The organism is Mycobacterium sp. E2989 (genome assembly GCF_001667595.1).
In the GTDB taxonomy this organism is placed as follows: domain Bacteria; phylum Actinomycetota; class Actinomycetes; order Mycobacteriales; family Mycobacteriaceae; genus Mycobacterium.
Map to the genome: position 1 here is coordinate 23,583 of NZ_LZJX01000108.1, position 18,339 is coordinate 41,921.

Annotated in this window: 16 protein-coding genes and 1 pseudogene; 9 read left to right on the plus strand and 8 right to left on the minus strand. The window is 67.9% G+C overall.

The genetic code is table 11. From position 1 onward, the window contains the following. The first annotated feature begins 77 nt into the window (after nt 1-77). Nucleotides 78-875 (plus strand): enoyl-CoA hydratase/isomerase family protein, encoded by a 798-nt coding sequence (locus A5680_RS18945; protein ID WP_197499816.1) that lies wholly within the window; start codon nt 78-80, stop codon nt 873-875. A 66-nt stretch (nt 876-941) separates the two neighbouring features. Here the strand turns inward: A5680_RS18945 and A5680_RS18950 are convergent, their stop codons facing one another. From A5680_RS18950 to A5680_RS18965, 4 genes are all read right to left on the minus strand, one after another. Beyond that, a complete protein-coding gene (locus tag A5680_RS18950) occupies nt 942-1,808 on the minus strand; it encodes an LLM class flavin-dependent oxidoreductase (protein ID WP_055402690.1) in 867 nt (288 codons plus the stop codon). A gap of 87 nt (nt 1,809-1,895) precedes the next feature. After that, nucleotides 1,896-2,663 (minus strand): STAS domain-containing protein, encoded by a 768-nt coding sequence (locus tag A5680_RS18955; RefSeq protein ID WP_231633805.1) that lies wholly within the window; start codon nt 2,661-2,663, stop codon nt 1,896-1,898. Between the two features lie 430 nt (nt 2,664-3,093). Beyond that, complete coding sequence (locus A5680_RS18960) at nt 3,094-4,083, minus strand: DUF4873 domain-containing protein (protein WP_231977658.1); 990 nt, start codon at nt 4,081-4,083, stop codon at nt 3,094-3,096. 224 nt (nt 4,084-4,307) lie between these two features. After that, nucleotides 4,308-5,213 carry a diiron oxygenase gene (locus A5680_RS18965; protein ID WP_055402692.1) on the minus strand — a complete coding sequence of 302 codons (906 nt, stop codon included), beginning with the start codon at nt 5,211-5,213 and terminating at the stop codon, nt 4,308-4,310. Between the two features lie 122 nt (nt 5,214-5,335). On the opposite strand from A5680_RS18965, the gene cobF reads away from it, so the two are divergent. The 4 genes and pseudogenes from cobF (at nt 5,336) to A5680_RS18980 (ending at nt 7,739) form a co-directional block, all read left to right on the plus strand. Beyond that, nucleotides 5,336-6,079: a precorrin-6A synthase (deacetylating) gene (gene cobF, locus A5680_RS18970; RefSeq protein ID WP_067822048.1), complete on the plus strand. Its 744-nt coding sequence runs from the start codon at nt 5,336-5,338 to the stop codon at nt 6,077-6,079. 5 nt (nt 6,080-6,084) lie between these two features. Further along, nucleotides 6,085-6,327: pseudogene (locus A5680_RS26335) on the plus strand (DNA-formamidopyrimidine glycosylase family protein); the annotation flags it as partial. A 150-nt stretch (nt 6,328-6,477) separates the two neighbouring features. Next, nucleotides 6,478-6,948, plus strand: coding sequence for a zinc finger domain-containing protein (locus tag A5680_RS26340; protein ID WP_231633807.1), 471 nt, complete (start codon nt 6,478-6,480; stop codon nt 6,946-6,948). 41 nt (nt 6,949-6,989) lie between these two features. Next, entirely contained in the window at nt 6,990-7,739 is a 750-nt protein-coding gene (locus A5680_RS18980) for an SDR family oxidoreductase (RefSeq protein WP_067822052.1), read from the plus strand. Here the strand turns inward: A5680_RS18980 and pgi are convergent. Together pgi and A5680_RS18990 are read right to left on the minus strand one after the other, a co-directional pair. Then, nucleotides 7,736-9,400 (minus strand): glucose-6-phosphate isomerase, encoded by a 1,665-nt coding sequence (gene pgi / locus A5680_RS18985; RefSeq protein ID WP_067822054.1) that lies wholly within the window; start codon nt 9,398-9,400, stop codon nt 7,736-7,738. The two genes, A5680_RS18980 and pgi, sit on opposite strands and share 4 nt — an antisense overlap. A 45-nt stretch (nt 9,401-9,445) precedes the next feature. Then, entirely contained in the window at nt 9,446-9,775 is a 330-nt protein-coding gene (locus A5680_RS18990) for a chorismate mutase (protein WP_082459827.1), read from the minus strand. Nucleotides 9,776-10,321: 546 nt separating this feature from the next. On the opposite strand from A5680_RS18990, the gene pcrA reads away from it, so the two are divergent. Next, nucleotides 10,322-12,655, plus strand: coding sequence for a DNA helicase PcrA (gene pcrA, locus A5680_RS18995; protein WP_067822056.1), 2,334 nt, complete (start codon nt 10,322-10,324; stop codon nt 12,653-12,655). 21 nt (nt 12,656-12,676) lie between these two features. Here pcrA and A5680_RS19000 read toward each other — a convergent pair whose 3' ends face one another. Together A5680_RS19000 and A5680_RS19005 are read right to left on the minus strand one after the other, a co-directional pair. Beyond that, on the minus strand, nt 12,677-13,243 hold the full coding sequence (locus tag A5680_RS19000) for a hypothetical protein (protein ID WP_067822058.1): 567 nt from the start codon (nt 13,241-13,243) through the stop codon (nt 12,677-12,679). Between the two features lies 1 nt (nt 13,244). Then, entirely contained in the window at nt 13,245-14,294 is a 1,050-nt protein-coding gene (locus A5680_RS19005; RefSeq protein WP_156675171.1) for a M23 family metallopeptidase, read from the minus strand. Nucleotides 14,295-14,617: 323 nt separating this feature from the next. Between A5680_RS19005 and sucC the strand changes: the two genes are divergently transcribed. The 3 genes from sucC (at nt 14,618) to A5680_RS19020 (ending at nt 18,330) form a co-directional block, all read left to right on the plus strand. Further along, the gene (gene sucC / locus A5680_RS19010) at nt 14,618-15,781 is read left to right on the plus strand and encodes an ADP-forming succinate--CoA ligase subunit beta (protein WP_067822062.1); all 1,164 of its coding nucleotides are present in this window, start codon (nt 14,618-14,620) and stop codon (nt 15,779-15,781) included. A 12-nt stretch (nt 15,782-15,793) separates the two neighbouring features. Next, nucleotides 15,794-16,696, plus strand: coding sequence for a succinate--CoA ligase subunit alpha (sucD, locus tag A5680_RS19015; protein WP_055402714.1), 903 nt, complete (start codon nt 15,794-15,796; stop codon nt 16,694-16,696). 110 nt (nt 16,697-16,806) lie between these two features. Beyond that, on the plus strand, nt 16,807-18,330 hold the full coding sequence (locus A5680_RS19020; RefSeq protein ID WP_067822064.1) for an acetyl-CoA acetyltransferase: 1,524 nt from the start codon (nt 16,807-16,809) through the stop codon (nt 18,328-18,330). Nucleotides 18,331-18,339 lie beyond the last annotated feature (9 nt).

Below are 18,339 nucleotides of genomic sequence, written 5' to 3' on the forward strand. Positions count from 1 at the left end.
CTTCGACGTCGCGGCAAAACCACCGTATGCCCCTTCCGTGAACTTCCGCGTCGCCTACGGTTTCTCCCATGCCCGCAGTGGAATTGGAAACCCTCGAAGACGACATCGCCCTCGTCACCCTGAACCGGCCCGAGCGTCTCAACGCCATCGACGGATCGCTGATCGACGGCGTGGACGACGCCCTGGCCGAACTCGCCACTGGCGAGTTCAGGGCCGCGATCCTGACCGGCGCCGGTCGCGGATTCTGCGCGGGTGCCGACCTGAGCGGCACCGGCGAGCCGTGGACCAAGCCCAGGCCGTCGACCCCGCCGTTCAAGGTCAACTACGACTCCCAGGTCCGGCTCGCCGACCTGTTCGTCCGGATCTACGAGTTGCCCATTCCGGTGGTCGCCGCGGTCAACGGCGTCGCCGTCGGGGGAGGGCTGGCGTTCACACTGGTCTCCGATGTCCGGGTCGCGTCCGAGCAGGCAAGGTTCGGGTCCGCGTTCATCAAGGCGGGCTTCTCGTCGATGGACATGGGCACCAGCTACCTCCTGCCGAAGATCGTCGGCGCGGGGGTGGCGCGCGAACTCATGCTGTCCGGACGGATCATCGACGCGGCCGAGGCCTACCGCATCAAGTTGGTGCACGAGGTGGTGGCCGCCGACGAGCTGATGGCGGCCGCGCTGAAGGTGGCCCGCTCGATCGCCGATAACAACGCCTACGGCGTGTGGCAGACCAAGATCGGCCTCAACGCGGCGCTGGACGCGCCGAGCTTGCGCCACGCCATCGAGATCGAGAACCGCACCCAGATCCTCAGCGGTTTCACCAACAATCCCGTCGAGGCGGCCATGGCGCACCGGGAGAAACGGGCCCCGAAGTGGGACCCGCTATAAGCGGCCGGGTTTGATGGCGGCGGCCCGCTCCGCCCGGCCTGATGGCGGCCGCGCTCGCGACCGCCGCTAGACCTTCGCGATCACGTTCTCGGCGAACATCTCCAGATTGCGGATCTTGGTCTCCAGCGGCTCGGTGTCCTTGCCCTTGATGTAGGGAATGCGGAAGCCGACGATGGCGTCGGTGACGCCCTTGTCCTCGAGGCGTTTGATGCCGTCGACGGTGTAGGCGTCGACCGAGATGACGTGAATCTGGAACGGCCCGGTCTTGCCGGCTTCCTCCCGATACCGCTTGAGCTTGGCGATCAGCCCGTCGAGTTCCTCCGGGTCCCCGCCGCCGTGCATCCAGCCGTCCAGCCGCGCGGCGCGGCGCAGCGCCGCGTCGGCGTGCCCACCGATCAGGATCGGGATCGGCTGGGTGGGCGCCGGCGTCATCTTGGTCTTCGGGATGTCGTAGAACTCGCCGTGGAACTCGAAGTAGTCACCCGTGGTGAGGCCCTGAATGATCTCGATGCATTCGTCCATGCGCTTGCCGCGCTTGGCGAACGGGACACCCAGCAGCTCGTAGTCCTCCGGCCAGGGGCTGGTGCCGACGCCGAAACCCACCCGGTTGTTGGTCATCGCCGCCAACGAGCCGATCTGCTTGGCCACCAGCGCCGGCGGCCGGATGGGCAGCTTGAGGACGAAGAAATTGAAGTGCAACTTCGTCGTCACCGCGCCCAAAGCCGCTGTCAGCACGAAGGTTTCGATGAACTCCTTGCCGTCCAGAAATTCGCGGTCGCCGTCCGGCGTGTACGGGTACTTCGAGTCGGACTCGAAGGGATAGGCGATGCTGTCGGCGATCGTCATCGCGTGATAACCCGCCGCCTCGGCCGCCTGGGCCAGCGGGATGTAGTACCGGTGGTCGGTCATCGCCTCCGCGTAGGTGAACCGCACGTCATCCGCCTTCCTGGAACGGGTCGTCACACGAGATTAGAACGTGTTCTAGTTCTACCCGTGCGCGGGTTCCCAGACAATAAGGCGTCAGAGCTGGTTTTCGGGGCCGATGACCGCCCACACCGTCTTGCCGGACGAGGTGGGGGTGCTGCCCCACGCCCGGGACAACGCATCGACGATCGCCAGGCCGGAGACGTCGATGCCGGGGCCCGGCGACGGCAGCCGCAGCGCCGGGGCGTGGCTGCTGTCGGACACCGCGATGGTCGCGGTCGCGCCGTGGCTCTCGATCCGCATCACGGGCATGCTCGCGGTGTGCTCCAGCACGTTCTCGACGAACACGTTGACCACGACCAGCGCGACGGGGATGAGCGTGGACTGCGACCAGGCGGTCAGCCATTCGCGGACCAGGCGCCGTGATTCGCGCAGGCTGGTCAGGTCGGCTGGCAACTGCGCGTCGGCGCGGCGCACCGCCCGCCGGCTCTGCTGACCCAGTGCCTTCATCGCCGCCTTCTCGGTCGAGTAGACCGGCATGAAGTAGGCGACGCCGCTGCGGGCGATCGCCTCGCGGGTGCCGCGGTGCGCGCAGACCAACACGATCGGCACATTGGGGTTGCTGCGGACTTGCCAGTGCGCCCCGATGAAGGTCGACCACGCCAGTTCGGCTATCACCTTGAGCGCCGAGATGTTGACGACGACGGCGGCGGGTTCGTCCAGCGTGGCCTGCAGGATGTGGTCGCGCAGGGCCGCGGAGTTGGTGGTGTCGAGCACGCCGTCGACGGTCAGCACGGTGACCGATTCGTCCGTCCGTGTCGCGACGGCCAGCGTGCTGGGGGACTCAGCTACCGAGCTCGCCACCGCGACCCCTCTCCGTGGCCGGACCGCGTGGTGTCGAGGCGCTCGAATACCCGGGCGGGCGACGACGGATGGGACGTCGCAACGCGGCTGCCCACCTGGGTCCTGCCGTCGGGTTCCATCGCTGCTCCTCGAATCGCTGCCGGGCCGACTGCTTGAGTATCCGCCCTCAGCGGCAAAAGTCTAATTCGGGTGCAGCGGCCAAGACGCCAACGGAAAGAGCAGCCCACGGGCGCGGCGCCCCGAGCGCGCAACGCAGGGGGCGCGGTATGAGTGAGGCGCGTGCGAGTCCCCACCCGTTCGAGGCCCCCGCCTCTACCGCACCGAACATATCGTTCGAATTCGCTGCGCAGCACGCGCACTCGCCGGGGTTACCCCGTTACGGGGGTCCCCAAACGCCCGGAAAATATCGCGATAAGCAGGCGAAAAGAGGTCAGCGGGATGCGTACGGCGGCGCGCCCACGCCGGCGATCGAGTGCGTGCCCCACGGCGTTTGTTCGACGATGCGCGCGGCGGCGCTGCTCCGGCCGACCGTCAGCGTCGCGGTCCGTGCTTGCTTGAGCGCATCGTCGGGCAGCGGCCGCGACGGCGAACCGGACACCGTTCCCTGCCAGTGGTAGCGGCCGTCGATCGGGTCGAGGTGGCCGGCGAGCCGCACCCGGACCGGATGACGGGCGCCGGCGATCTCCAGCGTCGCCGCCCCGTGATAGGTGTCGTCGCGCTCGGGTGCGCTCGCCGACACGTCGAAGACCGCCGCGGCCGCGGGAGGCCGGTCGGGTGCCAGCTGGGCGCGGTCGTTGAACACCCGCAGGCTGCTGGCGCGCACCTCGATGCGGCTGCTGGACGTGCGCTCCATCAGCCGCAGGCACTCGGCGAGGTAGCGGGCCTGCGCGTCGGTGTCGGGGCCGGTGAGGAAGAAGTAGTTGGGAAATCCGCACACCGCCACCCCGTAGAACGGCTCCATGCCGTCGCGCCACGCCCGCCGGAGGGTCAGCCCGCCGGAACCGACGAGGGCCCGATCGGGCAGTTCGTCGGCGATCGAGAACCCGGTGCCGTAGACGATCGCGTCGAGGTGGTGCTCGACGCCGTCGCGGGTGCGCAGGCCCGTCGCGGTCACCGCGTCGATCGGCGCGGCGGCCAAAGCCGGGAGCTCGGCGGCCGGCCGGATGCGGCGCCGCAGCCAGCGTTTGGCGCGGGTCGGCCACCGCGGGAGTTCGGTGACAACGCGGCGCGGCGAGTGCGCGAAGACGGTGACCGACGCCGCCGATTCGATCAGCCCGCGGATGTGGTGGCCGGCCGTGGCGTCGACGCCGACGACGGCGATGCGCTTGCCGGACGGATCGAAATCCGGGTCCCAGGCGGCGGCGTGAAACGACGCGCCAAGGAACTCATCGCGGCCCGCGATGTCCGGCAGCCAGGGCACGAACGGCGCCGGGCCGGCGGCGACGACGGCCCGCGCCTGCACGTCCTCCCCGTCGGCCGTGGTCAACAGCCAGGTATCGGTGGCGTCGTCGAACGTGCATTGGACTGCCGAGGGAACGACGACGAAGTCGGTGAGGCCGGCCGCCAGCAACGCCGAGCGGGGGCCGTCGGGCGCGCCGAGGACGGCGATCGGGTGGCGGGGCTCGCCGGGGCCGGGCGGCCGCGTCACAGAAACCTGCTGCGCTTCCAGCCGCGGCGTGCGAGGGGGCCCAGCAGCCCCACTTCGGTCAGGAACGCCGCCAGCGGGGCGAAGCCGGCGACCTGCATGTCGCGGCGATGCGGGCTGGTCCGCGCGGCCCGCCGCGCCCGCTTCGGGTCCAGGCCCGTGCGCGCGTACGGGATGGGGTTGCTGAACAGGTAATTGAAGAAGTACCCGCCCAGCCCGTTGATGTTGGCCATGAACCACCGGTTGAGGCGCGGCATCTCGGCGACGCGCTTGCGCGCGCCGTCGCGGGCGAACTGGATGTGGCGCGCTTCCTCGGTGACGTGAATTCGCATGAGCCGCTGGATGATCGGCTGTAACTCCGGGTCGTCCATCATCTGCCGCTGCAGCGAATCGAAGATCTCCTCACCGATCAGCGCCGCCACCCACAGCATCGAGCCGCGCTGGAAGGCCAGGGGCAGCGCGTTGATGATCGTGCGGTGAAACCGCCCGGGGCGCACCGGCTTTGCGCCAATGCGCTCGATGGCCTTACCGAACATGACCATGTGTCGGGTCTCGTCGCCGAGCTCGGTCAGCTTGTAGTGCGTCGACCGGCTGGTCGGGTCCTCGTGCAGGATCGTCCGCAGCAACGACTGATTGAGCATGTTCTCGAACCAGATCCCGGCCGACAGGGTGTTGACCAACTCCTGACGCGACAGCTCGATCTGCTGTTCGCGGGTCATCTCGTCCCACATCGGCGTGCCGTACAGCGACACCAGCCGAGGCGGCAGGTAGAACTTGTCGGGATCCAGCGGGGCGTCCCAGTCGATGTCGACGACCGGCTCGTAAGACTTCTTGACCGAGCCCTTCAGCAGACGCTCCGAGAACTCCTCCCGGCTGGGCCCATCCGGTTTTACCGCAGTAGTCATTCTCGCTGGCGTCCCTTCATTGGGTGCTGCAGACGGTACCCATGGTACTGGGTACTTTTGGTCCCGACTAGGCCCTTTCGATATCGATTCGGCAATCTGGGCTCAGCGAGGAGGAGGTTTTCGTGGGCCGGCACATCCACGTCATCGGCATCGGCGCCGGCGACCCCGACTACCTGACCGTCCAGGCGATCGAGGCGCTCAACGACACCCAGGTGTTCTTCGCGATGGACAAGGGCGAGCGCAAGAGCGACCTGGTGGCGCTGCGCCGGGCCGTCTGCGCCCGATTCATCCGCGAGCCCGGCTACCGCTTCGTCGAGCTGCCCGACCCCGAACGGGCGACCGACGCCGACTACCGCGAGGCGGTTTCGGACTGGCACGCGGCGCGGGCGCGGGTCTGGGCAGCGGCCATCGCCGCCGAACTGGGACCCGACGGCGTCGGCGCCTTCCTGGCCTGGGGCGATCCCTCGCTCTACGACAGCGCGCTGCGCATCCTGGACGCCGTCGGTGCGCAGCTCGACTTCACCTTCGACGTCATCCCCGGAATCACCGCGGTGCAGGCGCTGACCGCCCGGCACCGCATCCCGCTCAATGAGGTCGGCGAGCCGGTCCTGATCACCACCGGCAGGAAGCTGCGCGCGCACGGGCTGGCCGGCTCCGCGGTCGTCATGCTCGACGCCGAGTGCTCCTTTGCGGCGTGCCCGCCCGACACCCGGATCTGGTGGGGCGCCTACCTGGGCACCGACGACGAGCTGTTGGTGGCGGGAACGATCGGCGAGGTCGCGACGCGCATCGCGGAGCTGCGGGCGCAAGCCCGCGCGCGGCACGGCTGGATCATGGACACCTATTTACTGCGACCGGCAGACTGAAGAGCGTGCCCGAACTGCCCGAGGTCGAAGCGCTGGCCGACCATCTGCGCCGCCACGCCGTCGGCCTGACGATCGGACGCGTCGACGTCGGCGCGCTGTCCGTGCTGAAAACCTTCGACCCACCCATCAGCGCGCTGCACGGCCAAACCGTGACGGGGGCCCACCGCTGGGGCAAGTACCTCGGACTGCAGGCCGGCGAGCTGTACCTGATCGCACACCTGTCGCGGGCGGGGTGGTTGCGGTGGTCGGAAAAGCTGGCCGCCGCGCCGCTACGACCGGGTAAGGGCCCGATCGCGCTGCGCGTGCACCTGGGCACGCCCGGCGAGGCGCCCGGTTTCGACCTCACCGAGGCCGGCACCCAAAAGCGGCTGGCCGTCTGGCTCGTCGACGATCCGCAGCTGGTGCCGGGGATCGCCGCCCTCGGGCCCGACGCGCTGGAACTCAGCGCCGACGACCTCGCCGGCCTGTTGGCCGGAAACACCGGGCGGATCAAGACCGTCATCACGGATCAGAAGGTGATCGCCGGCATCGGCAACGCCTACAGCGACGAAATCCTGCACGTCGCCAAGATCTCCCCGTTCGCCACCGCGGGCAAGCTGACCGACGAGCAGCTCGCCACGCTGCACGACGCGATGGTGTCGGTGCTGCGCGACGCGGTGACCCGCTCCGTGGGCCAGGGGGCGGCCACGCTCAAGGGCGAGAAGCGTTCCGGCCTGCGGGTGCACGCCCGCACCGGCCTGCCCTGCCCGGTGTGCGGGGACACCGTGCGCGAAGTTTCCTTCGCGGACAAGTCTTTTCAGTACTGCCCCACCTGCCAGACCGGGGGCAAGGTGCTGGCCGACCGGCGGATGTCGCGGCTGCTCAAGTAGGCGGCGGCCCGCGAGTTGACACCTGTCGATATGCTGCCCGGGTGACTCGTCAGAAGATCCTCATCACGGGAGCCAGCTCCGGACTGGGCGCCGGCATGGCTCGCGCCTTCGCCGCCAAGGGCCGCGACTTGGCGCTGTGCGCCCGGCGCACCGACCGGCTCGACGAGCTGAAAGCCGAACTGTCGCAAAAGTATCCGGGCATCAAGATCGCCGTGGCCGCGCTGGACGTCAACGACCACGAGCAGGTGCCCAAGGTCTTCGGCGAACTGCGCGACGAGCTCGGCGGGATCGATCGGATCATCGTCAACGCCGGCATCGGCAAGGGCGCGAAGCTCGGCTCGGGCAAGCTGTGGGCCAACAAGGCCACCATCGAGACCAATCTGGTGGCCGCACTGGTGCAGATCGAGACCGCGCTGGAAATGTTCAACGACGCGGGCTCGGGCCACCTGGTGCTGATCTCCTCGGTGCTCGGCAACAAGGGGGTGCCGGGCGTCAAGGCCGCCTACGCCGCGAGCAAGGCCGGGCTGAGCTCGCTGGGTGAATCCCTGCGCGCCGAATACGCCAAGGGCCCCATCAAGGTTTCCGTCATCGAGCCCGGCTATATCGAGTCGGAGATGACCGCCAAGTCCAACAGCACAATGCTGATGGTGGACAACGAGACTGGTGTGAACGCGCTCGTCGCCGCCATGGAACGCGAGCCCGGCCGGGCGGCGGTGCCATGGTGGCCGTGGGCCCCGCTGGTGCAGGTGATGCGGGTGCTGCCGCCCCCGCTCACCAAGTGGTTCGCCTAGCTGGTGCGGCCGCGTTCGGTCCGGTAGCGGCGGACCAGCGCGTCGGTCGAGCTGTCCGACTGCGGCGCCGGTGAGTCGTCCGACGTGATCACCGGCAGCAGCGCCTTGGCCTGCGTCTTGCCCAGCTCGACGCCCCACTGATCGAACGAATCGATGCCCCACACCACGCCCTCGGTGAAGACCTGGTGCTCATAGAGCGCGATCAGCTGGCCCAGCACCGACGGCGTGAGGCGGTCGGCCAGGATCGAGGTCGTCGGCCGGTTGCCGGGCATCACCTTGTGCGGCACGATGTCGGCCGGCGTGCCTTCGTCGGCGATCTCCTCGGCGGTCTTGCCGAACGCCAGCACCTGCGTCTGGGCGAAGAAGTTGCTCATCAGCAGGTCGTGCATGCTGCCGGTGCCCTCGACGGTGGGCAGGTCGTCGAGGGGCTGGCTGAAGCCGATGAAGTCGGCCGGCACCAACCGGGTGCCCTGGTGCAGCAATTGGTAGAACGCATGCTGGCCGTTGGTTCCCGGCTCGCCCCAGAAGATTTCGCCGGTGTCGGTGGTGACGGGCGTGCCGTCGGCGCGGGTGGATTTGCCATTGGACTCCATGGTCAGCTGTTGCAGATACGCGGCGAACCGCGCCAGGTCGTTGGAGTAGGGCAGCACCGCGCGTGACTGCGCGCCCATGAAGTTCGAGTACCACAGCCCGATCAGCCCCAGCAGCGCGGGCGCGTTCGATTCCAGCGGGGCGGTCTTGAAATGCCGGTCTACGATGTGGAATCCGGACAGGAAATCGGCGAAGGCCTCCTTACCGATGGCCGCCATCACCGACAGGCCGATCGCCGAATCGACCGAGTACCGTCCGCCGACCCAGTCCCAGAAGCCGAACATGTTGTCGGTGTTGATGCCGAAGTCGTCGACCAGGCGCTTGTTGGTGGAAACCGCCACGAAGTGCTTGGACACCGCGGCGTCGCCGAGGGCGTCGGTGAGCCAGCGGCGCGCGGCGGTCGCGTTGGTCAGCGTTTCCAGTGTGGAGAACGTTTTCGATGCGACGATGAAAAGCGTTGTGGCAGGGTCTAAGTCGGCCAGGGTGGCGATCAGGTCGGCCGGGTCGACGTTGGAGACGAACCGGGCCGAAATCCCGGCGTCGGCGTAGTGGCGCAGCGCCTGGTAGACCATCACCGGACCCAGATCCGAACCGCCGATGCCGATGTTGACCACCGTGCTGATTCTTTTCCCGGTCGCCCCGGTCCATTCACCGCTGCGTAACCGGTCGGTGAAGTCGCCCATCCGGTCGAGTACCTCGTGCACGTCCTCGACCACGTTGTGGCCGTCGACGATCAGCTCGGCGTCCCGGGGCAGCCGCAGCGCGGTGTGCAGCACCGCCCGGTCCTCCGAGACGTTGATGTGGGCGCCGGCGAACATCTCGTCGCGACGGTCTTCGAGGTTAGCCGTCCGTGCCAGATCGATCAGTAGCCGCAGCGTCTCTCGGGTGATGCGGTGTTTGCTGTAGTCGATGTAGAGGTCGCCCACCGAGACGGTGAGGTCGCGGCCGCGGTCGGGATCCTCGTCGAACAACTTGCGCAGATGGGTCGCGCCGATTTGTTCGTGATGCCTGCGCAGGGCGTCCCACGCTGGGGTGGCGGTGATGTCGGGCAGGCTTTGCAGGGAGCTCATGCTTTCGACCCTAGTGACGGTCGCAAGCGCGGCGTTGGGGGCACCTCAGTGGCCGAGCCGGCCCCTGCCCAACCTCAGCAGCAGGATCGCGAGGTCCTTGCCGTCGGGACCCAGCTCGCTGTAGCGCTCGATCACCTTCATCTCGCGGCTGTGCACGAGCCGCGTGCCGCCGGACGCCATCCGTACCTTGCCGATCGCCTGCGAAACCTCGGTGCGCCGCTTCACCGCGGCGAGGATCTCGGCGTCCAACCGGTCGATCTCGTGGCGCAGGTCGTCGATGCTCAACTCTTCGGCGGCGGTCTGTGGGGTTTCCACCGTGTCAACCTTCATCTCTGCTAACTCCGCATTGTCGGGATGTGGGGGTTGTGGTCTCATCCGGTTTCGGGCCTCACAAGAAGAGACGAGCCCCGATTTCGCCGAAGCGGACCACGGGGCTCAGGTGAAGCAGCTAGACCACGGGGACCGCGAACCGGTACCCGTAGAAAAATCGGCGGCAGTTCGGGGTGAAGGCCTGCCGACGGCACTGCGCGTTGAGCACAAAACGAGTGTGCCACTAAAAACGGCTTACGCGCAAAAATGTATGCGTGAACTGGTGATTACATCCGGGCGCCGCGCCGGCTTCCGAGGCCGCCTTCCGCGGGCGCCGCGGTGGCGTGCCGTTGTGGATTCCCTTAACAATGCGCGAAGTTCGCGCCCATTTCGATTCCACCCCGTCAGCGCCGGCGAGAAACTCGGATGCGTTTAGCGCGGCTTTTTGTACTCGCGTGTAATTGCGTCGCCAATTTGAAAGGGCCGGGCATTACCACGCGAAACACGCCATTTCCGATGGGCGGATTTGGCGGGCGAAGGCCGCTCGGGGCACTAGCCTGGTCTCACGCCTGGGCGCGTTGCGTCGGTGGGCGGCGGTAAGTTTGGACCAACATGAGTGTGTACGTAACCGATCCCAATCTGGCCTCCGAAGCAGATCAGCTGCTGGAAGGCCTCAACCCGCAACAGCGCCAGGCGGTGGTGCACGAGGGTTCGCCGCTGCTGATCGTGGCCGGGGCGGGCTCGGGCAAGACCGCGGTGCTCACCCGCCGCATCGCCTACCTGATCGCGGCGCGCGGAGTCGGGGTCGGCCAGATCCTGGCCATCACCTTCACCAACAAGGCCGCCGCGGAGATGCGCGAGCGGGTGGTGCGGCTGGTGGGCAACCGGGCCCGCGCCATGTGGGTGTCCACCTTCCACTCGACGTGTGTGCGGATCCTGCGCAACCAGGCGTCGTTGATCGAGGGCCTCAACTCCAACTTCTCCATCTACGACGCCGACGATTCCCGCCGGCTGCTGCAGATGATCGGGCGGGACATGGGGCTCGACATCAAGCGCTACTCGCCCCGGCTGCTGGCCAACGCCATCTCCAATCTGAAGAACGAGCTGATCGATCCCGCGGACGCCGTGGCCAAACTGACGGATGAGTCCGACGACCTGGTTCGCACCGTGGCCTCCGTGTACGGCGAATACCAGCGGCGGCTGCGCGCGGCCAACGCGTTGGACTTCGACGACCTGATCGGCGAAACCGTCGCCGTGCTGCGGGCCTTCCCGCAGATCGCCCAGCACTACCGGCGTCGATTCCGCCATGTCCTCGTCGACGAATACCAGGACACCAACCATGCGCAGTACGTCCTGGTGCGCGAACTCGTCGGTCACGGCGTCACGGAATCGGCCGACGATGTGTCCCCGGCGGAGTTATGTGTGGTCGGCGACGCCGATCAGTCGATCTATGCCTTCCGCGGCGCCACCATCCGCAACATCGAGGACTTCGAGCGCGACTACCCGGACGCGACAACCATTCTGCTGGAACAGAATTACCGCTCGACGCAGAACATCCTCTCGGCGGCCAACTCGGTGATCGCCCGCAACTCCGGGCGCCGGGAGAAACGGCTGTGGACCGACGCCGGCGCCGGCGAGTTGATCGTCGGCTACGTCGCGGACAACGAGCACGACGAGGCCAGGTTCGTCGCCGAGGAGATCGACGCGCTCGCCGACCGCGGCGAGATCACCTACAACGACGTGGCGGTGTTCTACCGCACCAACAACTCGTCGCGGTCGTTCGAAGAGGTGTTCATCCGCGCGGGCATTCCGTACAAAGTCGTTGGGGGAGTGCGCTTTTACGAGCGCAAGGAGATCCGCGACATCGTCGCCTATCTGCGGGTGCTGGACAACCCCGGCGATGCGGTCAGCCTGCGACGCATCCTCAACACCCCGCGCCGTGGCATCGGGGATCGCGCCGAGGCCTGCGTCGCGGTGTACGCCGAGAACACCGGCGCCAGTTTCGCCGACGCGCTGGTGGCCGCCGCCGAAGGCAAAGTGCCGATGCTGAATTCGCGCGCGGAGAAGGCGATCGCCGGTTTCGTCGAACTGCTCGACGAGCTCAGGGGCCGCCTCGACGAGGATCTCGGTGACCTGGTCGAGTCGGTGCTGGAGCGCACCGGATACCGCCGCGAGCTGGAGTCCTCCACCGATCCCCAGGACCTGGCCCGCCTGGACAACCTCAACGAACTCGTCAGCGTCGCACACGAATTCAGCACCGACAGGGCCAACGCGGCCGCGTTGGACGAGTCGTTGCAGGCGCCCGACGACGAAGACGTGCCGGACACCGGTGTGCTGGCGGAGTTTCTGGAGCGGGTTTCGCTGGTTTCCGACAGCGACGACATCCCCGACGACGGCGCCGGCATGGTCACCCTGATGACGTTGCACACCGCCAAGGGTCTGGAGTTCCCGGTGGTGTTCGTCACCGGCTGGGAGGACGGCATGTTCCCGCACATGCGGGCGCTGGACGATCCGACGGAACTGTCCGAGGAGCGGCGGCTGGCCTACGTCGGCATCACCCGCGCCCGCCAGCGGCTCTACCTGAGCAGGGCCATCGTCCGGTCGTCTTGGGGGCAGCCGATGCTGAACCCGGAATCGCGCTTCCTGCGCGAGGTTCCGCAGGAACTCATCGAGTGGCGGCGCACCGCGCCGGCCCCGTCGTTCAGCGCGCCGGTGAGCGGCGCGGGCCGATTCGGCGCGCCGCGCGCCGCGCCTACCCGGTCGGGCGCGGGCAAGCGCCCGCTGCTGGTGCTCGAGCCCGGCGACCGGGTGACGCACGACAAGTACGGGCTGGGCCGCGTCGAGGAAGTGTCCGGGGTGGGCGAATCGGCCATGTCGCTCATCGACTTCGGCAGCGCGGGGCGGGTCAAGCTGATGCACAACCACGCCCCGATCAGCAAGCTCTAGCAGCCGCGGGCGCCGGGCCCGCTAGGCCTCCAGCCAGCGCTTGGTTCGCGGGTGCAGGGCCAGCACCACGCTGGCGATCGGCAGTAGCGGCAGCAGGTGCACGATCCACGCGACGCGGGCGCCGGCGATGAACACCCCGATGTAGGTCAACACCGCGACCACCGCGCCGACCACGATGAGCCAGCGCCCAAAGGGCCGGCGCTGCAGCAACATGATCACGCCCGAAATGGTGGCCGCGGCGAACACCAGGGCCAGAAACGCGACGGCGGTGCAGAACAGCCGGTCGGACCGCCACCAGCCGGCGATCAGGTCGGTCGCCACCACCGAGGTCGCCCAGCCGCTGACGATGCTGACGGCGCACGCGGCGGCGGCCGTCCGGCCGCCCGGCTCGCCCGCCAGAGCGGGTCGGGGCCCGGCGCCGGGAGCGGCATAGGGCGGCGGTTGCGGCGGAATATGGGTGGTCGGTGACTCCGGCGCGATGGGAAGCGGTCCGGTGGGTGCACGGCGGATGATCCGCGTCTTGGAGTCCGACGGCGACGTCGACTCGGGCGGTTGCGGACCGGGAGGTGGCTGGTTCGGCGCGGTCACCTCAACCAGCGTAGTTACCGACCATAAGACCCCGCTTAGCCAACCATGGCACGGGATCGATGCGTTCGGTGCCGCCCTGGAGCACCTCGAAATGCAGGTGCGGACCGGTGGAGTTGCCCCGGTTGCCCATGGTGGCGATCTGGTCGCCGGCCATCACGCGCTGGCCGACGCTGACGAGGGTGGTGTTGACGTGGCCGTAGAGGGTCACCGTGCCGTCGGCGTGGCGCAGCTTGACCAGCGCCCCGTAGCCGGCGGCGGGACCGGCATCGATGACCACGCCGTCGGACACCGCGTAGATCGGCGTCCCGATGGAGTTGGCCAGGTCGATGCCGGCGTGCAGCACCCCCCAGCGGTAACCGAAGTTGGAGGTGAAGATGCCCTTGGTCGGCATCACGTAGAGCGGCTGCTGCAACCGCGCCTCGCGCTGGGCGCGGTCGTTGGCGAACGCGACGCCCTTGGCGAGCTCCTGGTTGTGCAGCGCGGCGGTCGCGGCCGGCTCGAGGGCGACCACCTGGGCGCCGCGAATGGTGTTGTTGCCGGAGCCGCCGGTGAGCGCCGACGCGTTCGCGGTCAGCACGGCCTCGGTCTTGGGGGTGTCGGCGTGGCTGGTGGCGGTGTGGGCCGCAGCGGCGGCAGCGCCGGCGGCCATCGCGGAGATCAGCAGGCGACCCCGGGCCGCGCTGGTCGGTTGCTTGCGATGCTGCCCGCCCTGCCGTGCCACCCCGACCACGTCGGTGGTGTGCGCGCGTCCGAGCCGCGGCGCGGCGGCGGGTGCGATGGCCACGCGCGGCAGCACCTCGGTCACGGGTGCGGCCAGCCACCGGGGGGACGGTTCGTCGTCGTCGTTCAGGTCGTCGAGCTCGGGGGCCAGCAGCACCTGCGCCGCGTTGTCGAACGTGGAGTCGTTGCTGTAGTCGAGGTCGCCGAGATCGCCCGCCTCGTCACGCCAATCGAGGTCGTCGAAGTCGAAGCCGTCGAGTGGGAGGATTTCGGTGACTTCGTTCCGATGGGGCTCGATACCCCGGCCGCCGGCGGCACGACCAACCCTCACCACGCCTGCTGTTTCGGCAGCAAAAGGTGCCAAACGGTGCTGGGACAAGCTGAAATGTCCTCGTATCGTGACCATAACGTTATCTGGACCCTAGGACGGTATCCGCTGACTCGCGGAACTGGCAACCTCGTCGCGCAATCCGGTCGAAATTGTGATTTGGGTCACGAACCGGGTACGCCGCTACGCCGTGAGCTGTGCCACATCGCCGGACGCGCCCGTAAGAGCCGGTTGGCCAGTGGATACAGTTCGTCCGTGCGAGTTGCCGAACGCGGCACCGCCCATCAAGAGGCCTAGCAGTTGAGTCGAGCGAAGACAGAGAGCCCATGGACCTTTTCGAGTATCAAGCCAAAGAATTGTTCGTCAAGCACAACGTACCGACCACGCCGGGGCGGGTGACCGACACCGCAGAGGGCGCGAAGGAAATCGCCACCGAGGTCGGCGCGCCGGTAATGGTCAAGGCGCAGGTCAAGGTCGGTGGGCGCGGCAAGGCGGGCGGCGTCAAATACGCGGCGACCCCGGACGACGCCTACGAACACGCCAAGAACATCCTCGGTCTCGACATGAAGGGCCACGTCGTCAAGAAGCTGTTGGTCGCCGAGGCCAGCGACATCGCCGAGGAGTACTACATCTCCTTCCTGCTCGACCGCGCCAACCGCACCTACCTCGCGATGTGCTCGGTCGAGGGCGGCATGGAAATCGAGGAGGTCGCCGCCACCAAGCCCGAGCGGCTGGCCAAGGTCCCGGTGGACGCCGTCCAGGGGGTCGACCTGGCGACCGCGCGCTCCATCGCCGAACAGGGCCACCTGCCCGCAGAGGTGCTCGACGCCGCCGCGATCACCATCCAGAAGCTCTGGGAGCTCTTCGTCGCCGAGGACGCCACGCTGGTCGAGGTCAATCCGCTGGTGCGCACCCCCGACGACCGGATCCTGGCGCTGGACGGCAAGGTCACCCTGGACGCCAACGCCGACTTCCGCCAGCCCGGCCACGCCGAGTTCGAGGACCGCGACGCCACCGACCCGCTCGAGCTCAAGGCCAAGGAGCACGACCTCAACTACGTCAAGCTCGACGGCGCCGTCGGCATCATCGGCAACGGCGCCGGCCTGGTCATGTCGACCCTCGACGTCGTCGCCTACGCGGGCGAGAAGCACGGCGGAGTGAAGCCGGCCAACTTCCTCGACATCGGTGGCGGCGCGTCGGCCGAGGTGATGGCGGCGGGGCTGGACGTCATCCTGAACGACAAGCAGGTCAAGAGCGTGTTCGTCAACGTGTTCGGCGGCATCACCTCGTGCGACGCCGTCGCCAACGGCATCGTGACCGCCCTCAACATGCTCGGTGACGAGGCCAACAAGCCGCTCGTGGTGCGGCTGGATGGCAACAACGTCGACGAAGGCCGGCGCATCCTGGCCGCGGCCAACCACCCGCTGGTGATCCAGGCCGACACGATGGACGCCGGAGCCGACAAAGCCGCCGAGCTGGCGAACAAGTAAGGGAGCCAACACATGTCGATCTTCCTGAACAAGGATTCCAAGGTCATCGTCCAGGGCATCACCGGCGGCGAGGGCACCAAGCACACCGCGCTGATGCTGAAGGCCGGCACCCAGGTGGTCGGTGGCGTGAACGCCCGCAAGGCGGGCACCACGGTCTCGCACGTCGACCCAGTCGGCAAGGACGTCGAACTGCCGGTGTTCGCCACCGTCGCGGAGGCGATGAAGGAGACCGGCGCCAACGTTTCCGTGGTCTTCGTGCCGCCGAAATTCGCCAAGGACGCGATCATCGAGGCGATCGACGCCGAGATCCCGCTGCTGGTCGTCATCACCGAGGGAATCCCGGTGCAGGACACCGCTTTTGCGTGGGCCTACAACGTCGATAAGGGGCAGAAGACCCGCATCATCGGGCCGAACTGTCCCGGCATCATCACGCCGGGCGAGGCGCTGGCGGGTATCACCCCGGCCAACATCACCGGTCCGGGACCGGTCGGGCTGGTGTCCAAGTCGGGCACCCTGACCTACCAAATGATGTACGAGCTGCGCGATTTCGGGTTCACCACGTCGATCGGCATCGGCGGTGACCCGGTGATCGGGACGACGCACATCGACGCCATCGAGGCCTTCGAGAAGGACCCCGACACAAAGGTCATCGTGATGATCGGCGAGATCGGCGGGGACGCCGAGGAGCGGGCCGCCGACTACATCAAGGCCAACGTCTCCAAGCCGGTCGTCGGCTATGTCGCGGGATTCACCGCGCCGGAGGGCAAGACGATGGGCCACGCCGGCGCCATCGTGTCCGGCTCGTCGGGCACCGCGGCCGCCAAGAAGGAGGCCCTGGAGGCGGCCGGCGTCAAGGTCGGTAAGACCCCGTCGGAGACCGCGGCCCTGGCCCGGGAGATCCTGCAGAGCCTGTAGTTACCCACTGGGACCGTGGTCAGATCGCGAATCCGCGAACTGGCCACGGTTTCGTTTCGGCCTCAGCCATCCGTTAGCCTGTCGAACTAACAGTTGCCAGGAGGTTCGTCATGCCGGTGGATCCGCGTACTCCGGTGCTCGTCGGGGTCGGCCAGTTCACCGAGCGCATCGACGATCCCGACTATCGGGGCATGTCGGCGGTCGATCTCGCGACCGCGGCCGCGCGAGCGGCTCTTGCGGATACCGGCGCCAAAGGCGTCGCCAAGGCCGTCGACACCATCTTCGGGCTGCGGCAATTCGAGATCTCCGGACCGATGCCGGCGACGCTGGGCAGGTCCAACAACTACCCGCGTTCGGTGATGAACCGGCTGGGCGGCGACCCGGCCCGCGTGGTGCTCGAACCGGTCGGGGGGCAGGGTCCGCAGAAGCTTGTCACCGAGGCGGGCAATGCCATCGTGGCCGGCGACGCCGAAGTCGTGCTGATCATGGGCTCGGAGCCGGGGTCGACGGCTCGTTACTTCGCCAACCGTGATGACAAGCCCGACTTCACCGAGCACGTCGAGGGTCAGCTGGAGGACCGGGGTCACCAGATCTCCAGCTACATCGACGAGTACACGATCCAGCACGGCCTGACCGGCGCCCCCGTGCAGTACGGGCTTCTGGAGAATGCCCGCCGCGCCCGCCTTGGGCGCAGCGTGGCCGACTACCGGCGCGAAATGGCCGAACTGTTCGCCCCGATGTCGAAAGTGGCTGCCAAGAACCCGTTTTCGTCATCACCGGTCGAGCGGTCGATCGAGGAGATCATCACGATCACCGACGACAACAGGATGATCAGTGACCCGTACCCGCGTCTGCTCGTCGCCCGCGATCAGGTCAATCAGGGCGCCGCGGCGGTGTTGATGTCGGTCCAGGCGGCGAGGAGCCTCGGGGTGGCCGAGGACAACTGGGTCTATCTGCACGGCCACTCGGACATGGTCGAGCAGGCGATGCTCGATCGCGCCGACCTGGGCGCCAGCCCGGCCGCCGTCCATGCGGCGCGCGAAGCGCTGCGGGTGGCCGGAATCGGCGTCGACGACGTCGCCACCTTCGATCTGTACAGCTGCTTTCCGTTTCCGGTGTTCGTCATCTGCGAAGCCCTGGGCATCGCCGGCGACGACCCGCGCGGCCTGACCCTGACCGGCGGATTGCCGTATTTCGGCGGCCCCGGCAACAGCTATTCGCTGCATGGTATCGCCGAGACGGTCACCCAGATGCGGGACAGGCCAGGGCAATTCGGGTTCGTCGGCGCCAATGGCGGCATCATGAGCAAGTACTCGGTCGGTATTTACTCGACCACGCCGGTGGACTGGCGCAGCGACAACTGCGCGGAGCTGAGAACGCAGATCGCCGCACTCCCGAAGGTCGCCGTCACGAAGAAGGCCGACGGTGCGGCAACCATCGAGACGTACTCCGTGCGCTACGACTGGCCGGTCCGCACCGGCATCATCGTCGGCAGGCTCGCCGCGGACAACACGCGATTCATGGCCACCACCGACGACGACGATCTCGTGGCGTTGATGTGCGACGGCGACCCCCTCGGCGCGGAGATCTTCGTGTGGTCAACCGACAACGGCAACCGGGCTTCGCTGGGGTAGGCCCGGCCG